We start from the raw sequence: 11,542 nt of genomic DNA, 5'->3' as shown, positions 1-11,542 counted from the left end.
CTCGCCCACCACTGGCACACCGCACTCAAAGCCCTCACCACCCACACCCAACACCACACCGGCGGCCACACCCCCTCCGACCTCCCCCTCCTCACCCTCACCCAACACGACATCGACAACCTTGAGAGCGATCTCGAAGCCGAGTGGGCGGACCTGGAGGAGTGACAGCCGCTCAGGGCCGGGGCGCCACGCCCCGGCGCCCTACGGCCGCTCGAGCCCCCGGGCGACAACGGGGCCGATGTGGTCCAGTGCCCGCTGCGTCATCAGATGGTCGTGAGTACTGGGCACATCGTGGATCCGGATGTCTCCCTCGACGTACGGCGCCCAGGAATCGGGCGTACGCCATGCGGCGGTCCGGTGGTCGGTGGGCTCCTCCGTCGCGATGAAGAGGTCCATCTCGCCACGGAACCGCCGAGGCCGGTGTTCCTCGGCGGCTCGCTCGTGCTGGGCGTGGCTGTGGCACAGCGCCGTCAGGATCTCCTCGTCCAGGGAGTACGCCCCGTCCGCCAGAACGTCGAGGAACATGCCCCGGATATCGCGGTCTCCCGCCTCTGGCAACCGTTCCTCCGCGGGCACGGCCGCCAGGGGGTAGGTGTCGAGCACGGCCAGCAGGGCGACCTCCTCGCCCTCCTCCTGGAGCCGGGTCGCGATCGCGTGGGCGACGATGCCGCCGAAGGACCAGCCGAGGAGGTGGTACGGGCCGTGTGGCCGCACGGTCCGGATCTGACACAGATAGTCCGCCGCGATCTGCTCGACGGTGGCGTGGAGTGTCTCCGTACCGGACAGCCCCCGAGCCTGGAGGCCGTAGACGGGGTGGTCGTCGTCGATATGGCGCAGCAGTCCGGAATAGGGCCAGCTGATCCCGCCGGCCGGGTGGATACAGAAGAGCGGTGCACGGCTGCCATGTGGCCGCAGTGGCAGCAGGACATCGAGGCCCTTCCCACCGTCGCCGCTCTCCAGCCTGCGGGCCAGCGCGGCCACCGTCGGGGCCTCGAACACCACCCCCACCGGCAGCTGCACTCCCAGCTCAGACCGCACCCGCGACACCAACCGCGTCGCCAACAACGAATGCCCACCCAAATCGAAGAAACCCTCCTCGACCCCCACCCGCTCCACACCCAACACCTCGGCGAACACACCACACAGCACCCGCTCCACCGCCGTACGCGGCCCACGACCCGAACCAGACCCCCCAACCTCCGGCACCGGCAACGCCCGCCGATCCAGCTTCCCATTCGCCGTCACCGGCAACCCNCCTCCGGCACCGGCAACGCCCGCCGATCCAGCTTCCCATTCGCCGTCACCGGCAACCCATCCAGCACCACCCACGCACCCGGCACCATGAACTCCGGCAACCGCCCCCGCACAAACTCCCGCACCACCCCCACATCACACCCAGCCTCAGCAGGGACCACATACGCCACCAACCGCCGATCCCCCGGACGATCCTCCCGCACCACCACCGCCACCCGACCCACCGAAGAATGCGCACCCACCACACCCTCCACCTCACCCAACTCGATACGGAACCCCCGCACCTTCACCTGATCATCCGCACGGCCCACGAACTCCAAGACCCCATCCGACCGCCACCGCACCAAATCCCCCGTCCGATACATCCGCTCCCCGGTCCCACCAAACGGAGCCGCCACAAACCGCTCCCCCGTCAACCCCGCACGCCCCACATACCCCCGCGCCAACCCCACACCCGCCACATACAACTCACCCACCACACCCCCCGGCACCAAACCCAACCCACCATCCACCACATACACCCGCGTGTTCGCGATCGGCCCGCCGATGGCCGGTGTTCCGTCCTCGGCGCAACGGGAGAGCGTGGACCAGATGGTGGTCTCCGTCGGGCCGTAGACGTTGACGACATCGGCCGCGCGGTCGCGCATCTCGTGTGCCAGGGCCACGGGCAGCGCCTCACCGCCGGTCAGGATCCGCAGTCCGGTCAGGGCGCCGCGGTGGTGTTCCAGCAGTGCCGCCCACAGCGTCGGCGTGGCCTGCATGACCGTCGTGCCGTTCTCGGTCAGCAGCCGGGACAGCCGCGCCGGGTCGCGTGTCTCGTCCGTCGTCGCCAGGACGACCGTGGCGCCGGCCAGGAGCGGGCCGAACAGTTCGAGCGCGGCGATGTCGAAGGAGATGGTGGTGACCGCGAGCCAGCGGTCCTCCGGCACCAGGCCCAGTTCATCGGCCATCCCCACGAGCAGGTTCAACAGTGACCGCTGTGTCACGGCGACGCCCTTCGGACGGCCGGTGGAGCCCGAGGTGTAGATGAGGTACGCCGTGTTCAGCGGGTGGGGCGGGGCCATCCGCTCGGCGTCGGCGATGTCGTCGTCCGAGCGGTCCCGCAGGGCCGCCTCGGTATCCGGGGCGTCCAGCAGGAGACACGGCACCGAGGCCCCGGCACCCGACAGCTTCGCCGCCCCCGCCTCGGTGGTGACGAGGGCGACGGGGGCCGCGTCGTGGAGCATGAAGCAAGCCCGCTGAGCGGGCTGGTCCGGGTCGAGCGGAAGATAGGCCGCCCCCGTCTTCATGACGGCCAGCAATGCCACGACCAGGTCCGCGGACCGGGGCAGCGAGAGGGCCACTACGCGCTCCGGGCCCGCACCGCGCTCGATGAGCACGCGGGCCAGCCGATTCGCCCGCGCGTGGAGTTGCGCGTAGGTCAGTGCCGTGCCGCCGGCCACCAGAGCGTGCGCGTCCGGGGTACGTGCCGCCCGCGTCGCGAGCAGTTCGGCCACGGTGGACGGCGGCAAGGCGGCCTCGGTGGTGTTCGGCGCGGCCAGTTGGCGTCGTTCCGCCACCGTCAGCAGGTCGATGGCGGCCAGTGGCCGGTCCGGGTCGGCGGCCATCGCCGCGAGCAGGCGTTCCAGACGGTGGGCGAGCGAGGCGACCGTGGAGCGGTCGAAGGCGTCCGGGCGGTAGTCCAGGCGCAGGCGCAGGGAGCGGGACTGCTGCTGCGTGGCGACCAGGCACAGCGGGTAGTGGGTGGCGTCGTGGCCCTGGACCCCGGCCACTCGCGGCCCGTTGGTCGGGGAGCACAGCGCTTCCGGGTCGAGAGGGTAGTTCTCGAAGAGCACGAGGGTGTCGAAGAGCTGGGGGTGACCGGCCAGGCGGTGGATGTCCGTCAGGCCGAGGTGCTGGTGCTCGACCAGCCGGGACGCCTGCTCCTGCGCCCTGGTCAGCAGCGAGGACAGGGATTCGGCCGGATTCAGGCGTACCCGCACCGGCAGGGTGTTGATGAAGAGGCCGACCATGTTCTCCACCCCGGGCAGTTCCGGGGGGCGGCCGGACACGGTGGCCCCGAAGACCACGTCATCGCTTCCGGTGAGCTTGCCGAGGAGGATGCCCCACGCAGCCTGGACGAGGGTGTTGACCGTCCACCCCCGGCCGCGGGCGAGCGCCGTCAGCGCGGACGTGACCTCCGGGGACAGCTCCGTCAGGACCTCCTCAGGGGGGCGTGAGGCACCGGACGGGCCTGCGGCGGGAGCGATGAGGGTCGGGCCCTCCACGCCGTCGAGCACCTGCCGCCATGCGGTCTCCGCGGCGCCCCGGTCCCGCTCGTCCCGTTCGGCCAGCCAGGTGAGGAAGTCGCGGTAGGGCGTGACGGGCGGCAGTTCGCCCGCGCCTCCCTCGGCCCGATTCCGGTACAGCTGGAACAGATCGCGCATCACCACCGGCAGCGACCAGCCGTCCAGCAGCAGGTGATGGTGTGTCAGCAGGAAGTGGTGGCGGTGGTCGCCGAGCCGTATCAGGGTGAGGCGCAGGAGTGGCGGAGCGGTCGGCTCGAACCGCCGGTTGCGTTCGGCCGCCGCCACCGCGCGCAGTTCTTCGCGCTGCCGGTCGCCGTTCGGCTGCCGGAGGTCGATCTCCTGCCAGGGGAGCGCCACGGAGGCGGGCACGGCCTGGACCGGGCGTTCCAGCCCCTCGTGCCAGAAGCCTGCGCGCAGGTTCGGATGGCGGCGCAACAGCGCCTCGGCCGCCTCGCGCAGGGCCTGGTGGTCCAGCGGTCCGTCGAGGTCGAGGCCGAGCTGGACGACGTAGTCGTCGGTGGCGCGCGCGTCGTAGAGGGCGTGGAAGAGCAGCCCTTCCTGGAGGGGTGTCAGGGGCAGGATGTCGCTCAGCGCGGCCGGTGCGCAGGCCGCTTCGAGGCGTTCGATGTCCTCCTGGGTCAGCGCGGCCGGTTTCACATCGGAGGGGGTGAGCCCTCCGGCGTCCGGCCGGTCGGCGTGTTCGGTGATGGCCCGGAGGACACGGAACCAGGTGTGCGCGAGGTCGTCCACCTCCGGTCGCGTGAGCGTTCCCTCCGCCCAGGACCAGGTCGCCGTGAGGCAGGGACCCCGTGAAGTGTCGACGGTGACGGCGTTCAGCTCCAGCACATGGGCCGGGGGCGGTCCGGTGTCGTCACCGGCGCCCGACAGGACCCCGCCGTCGTCGGTGGCCGACGGCATCCACGGTTCCTCGCGGTCGGCCTCGGTGAAGCGGCCCAGGTAGTTGAAGCCGATGTCCGGGGTCGGGAGCGCGGCGAGCCGGGGGCCGGTACGGGGGTTGAGGTGGCGCAGCAGCCCGTAGCCCAGCCCCTGGTCCGGTACGGCCCGCAGCTGCTCCTTCACACGCTTGACCGCACGTCCCAGAGCGGGGCCCGCGCCGGTGACGTCCTCCGAGGTCACCGGGCCCGCCTCCAGCCGCAGGGGGTAGAGGGTGGTGAACCAGCCGACCGTACGTGCCAGGTCGACGTTCGCGGACAGGCGGTGCGACCGGCCGTGTCCTTCCACGTCCACCACCACCGGCTCGCCCGCGGCGGCCCGCCCATGGCGTGCACGCCAGGCGTCGACCGCCACCGCGAAGGCGGCGAGCAGCACATCCTGCACTCCCGCGTGGAACACCGCGGGGACCCGCCCCAGCAAGGGCTCGGTGTCCGGGGCAGGAAGCCGCAGGGTGACATCGGCGGTGCTGCCGGGCCCGGCGGCCACCGTCTGCCGCCAGGAGTCGTCCCCGTCCGCAAGTGGCCGTAGGTCGGTGAGGGTCCGCTCCCACCACGGGTACTCGGCCTCCCTGGCGGGGTCGCATGACTCGGCCTGCAGCAACGCGGCCCACCGGCGGAACGAGGTACCCACCGGCTCCAGCGCCACCGGCCGGTCGGCGGCCACCGGCTGGTCAGCCACCGGCCGATCGGCCGCCACCGCATCCCAGGCGGCCCGTAGATCGCGCAGCAGGATCCGCCAGGACACGCCGTCCACCACCAGATGGTGCAGCACCAGCAGCACGCGGCCCGGGCGGTCCGGCCCGGCGTCGAAGTACACCGCCTGCCACATCACACCGGACCATGGGTCCAGCCTCCCCCGGGCCGCCGTGAACTCCTCCTGGAGCAGGCGCCGCTCTACGTGTCCGTCCGCGCCACCGGACACCTGGCGCACCCGTCCCGCGATGTCCACGGATCCGGCCGGGGGCACCTCGAGCGACCACCGTCCACGGTCACGGTCCGCCACCCTCAGCCGCAGCACATCGTGGTGGTCGGTCACGGTCCGCAGCACCTTGCCCAGCCGGTCCTTGCCCGCCCCGGGGGGTACGGTCACCAGCATCGCCTGGCAGAACTCACCGACCGGGCCGCCTCGTTCGCATAGCCACTCCATGATGGGGGTGGTGGCCACTTCGCCGACCCCGTCGTCCGTCACCGGAGCCGGCGTCCCGGCTCCCTCCGCCGCTTCCGCCGCTTCCGCCACTTCCGCCGCTTCGGCCGCTTCGGCTACGGAAGCCAGTCCGGCCACGGTCTTGCGCAGGAATACATCCCGAGCGGTGATCACCACCCCGGCCGACCTCGCCCGGCTGACCAGTTGGATGGAGGAAATGCTGTCCCCGCCCAAGTCGAAGAAGCTGTCCTCGACATCCACCGCTGCCACGCCCAGCACCTGCTGGAACAGTCCGCACAGGGTCTTCTCCACGGCCGTGCGCGGTGCGCGGCCGGAGGCCCGGGAGGTGAACTCCGGCGCGGGCAGGGCGCCTCGGTCGAGCTTGCCGTTGGCGGTGACGGGCAACCGGTCCAGGACCACGAACGCCGCGGGCACCATGTACTCGGGCACTCGCTCCCGTACGAAGGCGCGCAGCGCCGCCACGTCCGGGCCAGCCGGGGCCGGGCCGCCGTCCGCGAGCCTGGCTTCGGGCATGTGCGTGTGCGGATGCGGGTGCGAGTGCGAGTGCGGATGGGTCTCGGTGGCCGGGACCACATAGGCCACCAGCCGCCGGTCACCCGGCCGGTCTTCCCGCACCACGACCGCCACCTGGCCCACCGAGGGATGCGTGGCCACCACGCCCTCCACCTCGCCCGGCTCGATGCGGATCCCCCGCACCTTCACCTGCTCATCGGCACGGCCCAGGTAGTCGAGCTGGCCGTCCGCTGTCCATCGCACCAGGTCACCGGTGCGGTAGACGCGGGTGCCGGGCGGCCCGTAGGGATCGGCGACGAAGCGCTGCGCCGTCAGCCCGGCGCGGGCGAGATAGCCCCGGGCCAGCCCCGGGCCGGCGATGTACAGCTCCCCCGCGACCCCTGGGGGGACCAGTTTCAGCTCGGCGTCCAGGACGTAGGCGGAGGTGTTCGGGAGGGGTGTCCCCGTCAGCGCCGGGCGGGTGAGTGTTTCCTCCCCGGCCGAGTGCCACTCCAGGCAGTAGACCGTGGCCTCGGTCGGTCCGTAGACGTTCGCTATCCGCGCGTCGGGTATGGCCTGCCTGACCTCGTTGAACACGCGTGCCGGCAGCCCTTCGCCGGCGAACACCACATCGTGCGCGGCAAGCCGTACGCCGGAGCCGAGCACCTGCGCGACGACCGACGGCACCCCGCTGATCAGCCCGCCGGACCAGCCGCCCCGCCCCACCAGCGCCGGAAGGTGCTCGACGAGCTCCACCTGGCCACCGACCGTCAGCGGTGCGAACAACTCGAAGACCGAGACGTCGAAGTTCAGCGAGGTCGACAGCAACACCGACGACAGCCGCTCGGGTCCGAAGCGCTCCCGGGCCCAGGCCATCAGCCCGACCACCGAGGAGTGCTGCACCGCCACACCCTTCGGCGTTCCCGTGGACCCTGATGTGTAGAGGACGTACGCCAGGTTCCCGGCCGTGAGCGGCCCCAGCCGCTCACCGTCTGCCACGGGGGTGGCGTCCTGTTCGGCACGGGCGCGCACCATGTCCGGGGAGTCGAGTACGCACACCGGCGCTGGGACGGAGGGCGAGGCCAGGGTCGGCGGCGGCAGGAGCCGTACGGTGCCGGAGTCGGCCAGGACCACGACCGGCTCGGCGTCGCCCAGCATGAACGCGATCCGCTCGGCCGGGTACGCGGGATCGACCGGGAGATAGGCGCCGCCCGCTTTGAGGATGGCCAGCAGCGCGACGACCGCCTCTGAGGTGCGGGGCATCGCCACGGCCACCACGCGCTCCGGCCCCACTCCACGGGCGATCAGCACGCGGGCCAGCCTGTTCGCTCGCGCCTCGAGCTCCACGTAGGTCATGACATCGCCGCCGTAGGTCACGGCGGGTGCGTGGGGGGTGTGGGCGGCTTGGGCGGTCAGGAGGGCGGGAAGGGTGGTGGTGGCGGGTGCGGGGTGGGTGGCGGCGGAGTTGCCTTGACGGAGGAGGCTGGCGCGCTCGGCGGTGGTCAGCAGGTCGATGTCGCTGACGGGCAGGTCGAGGTCGGTCAGGGCTGTCTCCAGCAGGCGGCGCCACCGCTGGATGAGCGAGTCGACCGTCCGCTCGGTGAAGATATCGGTGTTGTACTCCACCGTGATGTCCAACCCTGCGGGCGTGCCATCGTCCGCGTGCCGCTCACCGACACTGAACAGCAGATCCATCCGCGAAGTCCCCGCACCGACAGGCTCCACCCTGCCCTCGGCACCAGGCAGGTCGAACCCGCTGTGAGCGGTGTTCTGCAGAGCCAGCATCACCTGGAACAACGGATGATGCGCCAACGTCCGCGCCGGATTCAGAGCCTCCACCAGATACTCAAACGGCACATCCTGATGCCCATACGCCTCCAAATCCACCCCCCGAACCCGCCCCAACAACTCCCGAAACCCAGGACGCCCCGACGCATCCACCCGCAACACCAACGTATTCACAAAAAACCCGACCAGATCCTCCAGCGCCTCATCCCCACGCCCAGCGATCACCGACCCGACCACCACATCCTCACCCGCACCCAACCGAGTCAGCACCGCCACCAGCCCCGCATGCAACGCCATGAACAACGTCGCACCCTCCGCACCCGCCACCTCCACCAACCCACCATGCAACCAACCCGGCCACACAAACCCCACCGTCGCACCCCGATGACTCGCCACCACAGGACGCGGCCNTGCCAGAGCGTGTAGTCGGCGTACTGCACCGGCAACGGCTCCCACCCGTGTGCCCGGCCCTCCCGCCGCGCCGCATAGGCCCCGGCCACATCCCGCCACAACGGCCCCAACGACCACCCATCCGCTGCGATGTGATGCATCACCAACGCCAGCGTGCATCCCGACCCAGCCGACGCAGACTCACGCACCATCACCGCCCGCAGCGGCAGTTCATCCTCCAGATCGAAGGCGTACCGCACCACCTCGGCCACGGCCTGCTCCGCCTCGGCCTGCCCGCCCACCGTGACCGTCTCCAGCCCCGGCCACCGCCGACCCGCCTCCTCCACCGACAGCACCCGCTGACAGACCACCCCATCCACCTCGGCGAACAGCGTCCGCANCCCTCCAACCGGTACAGGAACCACAACCGGCTCTGCGCGAACGACACCGGCAACCGCTCCGGCCGCCGATCACACCGCACCAACCTCGGCCGCTCCCGGCCCGCCTGACCCACCACACCCCCGGCGAGCCGACGCGCCAGCCCGGCCACCGTCGGCGCCTCGAACACCGCCCCCACCGGCAGCTCCACCCCCAGCTCAGACCGCACCCGCGACACCAACGGCGTCGCCAACAACGAATGCCCACCCAGATCGAAGAAACCCTCCTCGACCCCCACCCGCTCCACACCCAACACCTCGGCGAACACATCACACAGCACCCGCTCCACCGCCGTACGCGGCCCACGACCCGAACCAGACCCCCCAACCTCCGGCACCGGCAACGCCCGCCGATCCAACTTCCCGCTCGCCGTCACCGGCAACCCATCCAGCACCACCCACACACCCGGCACCATGAACTCCGGCAACCGCCCCCGCACAAACTCCCGCACCACCCCCNCGGTCCTCCCGCACCACCACCGCCACCTGCCCCACCGACGGATGCGCACCCACCGCACCCTCCACCTCACCCAACTCAATCCGAAAACCCCGCACCTTCACCTGATCATCCACACGCCCCACAAACTCCAAGGACCCATCCGACCGCCACCGGCCCAGGTCACCGGTGCGATACATCCGCGCTCCGGGCCCATGCCCAGACCCGGACCCGACCCCGGACCCGGACCCACCGAAGGGGTTCGCCACGAACCGCCCGGCCGTCAGCCCGGGACGGCCCAGATACCCCCTGGCCAGGCCCGCCCCGGCCAGGTAGATCTCCCCCGCCACTCCGGTCGGCAGCGGTCGCAGCCACGCGTCCAGGACGTACACCTGGGCGCCGATGCCCGGTACCCCGATGGTGGGCGCGCCACCGGCCGATGCCTGGCGTCCGGCTTCCAGGACACCTGCCGTGGCCCACACCGTCGCCTCGGTGGGGCCGTAGGCGTTCACCATCCGCCGCCCGGGCGCCCACCGCTCGACGAGCTCGGGACCGCATGCCTCACCCCCGACCAACAGCGTTCGGAGTGAAGGGAGTTCGGCGGTCGGCACTCCGGCCAGAACGGTCGGCGAGATCAACGCGTGGGTGATCCCGCATCGGCGGATCACCCCGGCGAGTTCCTCGCCCGCCAGGACCCCCGGCCGCTCCGGAACGACCAGCGTACCCCCTGAAGCGCATGCCATCAGGAACTCCATCACGGAGGCGTCGAAGCTCGGCGATGCCAACTGCAGGACCCGCGCGGACGGATCGAGAGCGAACCGTTCCACCTGGGCCGTTGCCAGCCCCGCGATGCCGGAGTGGGTGACGACCACCCCCTTGGGACGCCCGGTCGACCCCGATGTGTAGATCACGTAGGCCGCGGCGGTCAGGGGCACCGACACCGCCGGGGAGGTGGTCGGCTGCCGGCGGATGTCCGACAACGTCTCCGGCCTGTCCGTCACCACGGTGGACACGGCCGCACTCGGCAGTGACTCCGCGAACGCACTCCGCGTGACCACCGCGCTCACCGCACTGTCGGCCAGGACGAAGGCGATCCACTCCGCCGGATAGGCGGGGTCGACCGGCAGATACGCCGCGCCGGTCTTCAGCACGGCGACTGCCCCGACCACCATGTCCACGGAACGGCCGAAGGCCAGCGCCACGCGCGACTCCGGCCCGACACCGCGCTGGATGAGATGGTGGGCGAGTTGGTTGGCCCGGGCGTCGAGGTCCGCGTACGACAGGCGGAGCGCTCCGCACTCCACGGCGAGGGCGTCGGGGGACCTGCGCACCCGGTCCTCGAAGAGCGCGGGGAACGACAGCCGTGGCAGGTCCGGCCGCCCCGTGTCGTTCCACGTCACCAAGGTCCGGTGCCGCTCGGCGGCGTCCATTACGTCGATGCGGCTGATCGGCGCGTCCGGGCGCGCCACCACCTCGTCCAGCAGCCGTAGAAAGCGGTCGGCGAGCCGTTCGGCGGTCTCCCGGTCGAAGAGGTCGACGGCATACTCCAGCACCCCGTCGAGTCCGGTGTGCGTCCCACCGTGGCCCTGGCGTGCGTTGACCATGAAGGCCAGGTCGAACTTGGCGGTCCGCGCCTCCGGCCATTCCAGCGTGGCCGTGGTGCCCGGGAGGGCGAAGTCCTGATCCCACGCGGTCTGCAACGCCAAGGACACCTGGAACAGCGGGTGGCGGGCGAGCGTACGCTCCGGGTTGAGCGCTTCGACCAGTTGCTCGAACGGCAGCTCCTGATGTGCGTAGGCCGCGAGGGCGGTGTCGCGGACCCGTTCGAGCAGCGTCCGGAAGGACGGGTCGCCGGAGGTGTCCGCACGCAGCACCAGCGTGTTGACGAAGAAGCCGACGACATCGTCCAGCGCCTCGTCGGGCCGTCCGGCGACGGGGCTGCCGATCGGCACGTCCGTGCCGGCCCCGAGACGGGTCAGCAGTGCCGCCACGGCCGCCTGGAGCACCATGAACACACTCGCGTCGGCCTCACGGGCCAGAGCCGCCAGTTTGCCGTGTGTCTCCGGACCGATCTCGAACGCGATCCAGCGGCCATGGTGGCTGGCCACCGGGGGACGGGGCCGGTCAGTGGGCAGGGGAAGCTGTTCGGGAATGCCCGCGAGGTGGGTGCGCCAGTAGTCCAGCTGGTCGGCCAGCACACTGCCCGGTGTATCGGCCGTACCGAGCACCTGGCGTTGCCAGAGCGTGTAGTCGGCGTACTGCACGGCCATCGGCCACCACCCCGGTGTCCGGCCCTCCCGCCGCGCGGCATAGGCCCCGGCCACGTCCCGCCACAACGG

1 pseudogene is annotated in these 11,542 nt (G+C 71.3%); it reads right to left on the bottom strand.

The window, feature by feature from the left end:
• Positions 1-201: 201 nt before the first annotated feature.
• Positions 202-11,542 (bottom strand): annotated as a pseudogene (locus tag IEJ02_RS51525) (amino acid adenylation domain-containing protein); the annotation flags it as partial.

The organism is Streptomyces sp. 5-10 (genome assembly GCF_014712245.1).
Lineage (GTDB): Bacteria > Actinomycetota > Actinomycetes > Streptomycetales > Streptomycetaceae > Streptomyces > Streptomyces violaceusniger.
Note: the sequence above shows the minus strand (reverse complement) of the source record. Positions and strands in the feature narration are given on the sequence as shown.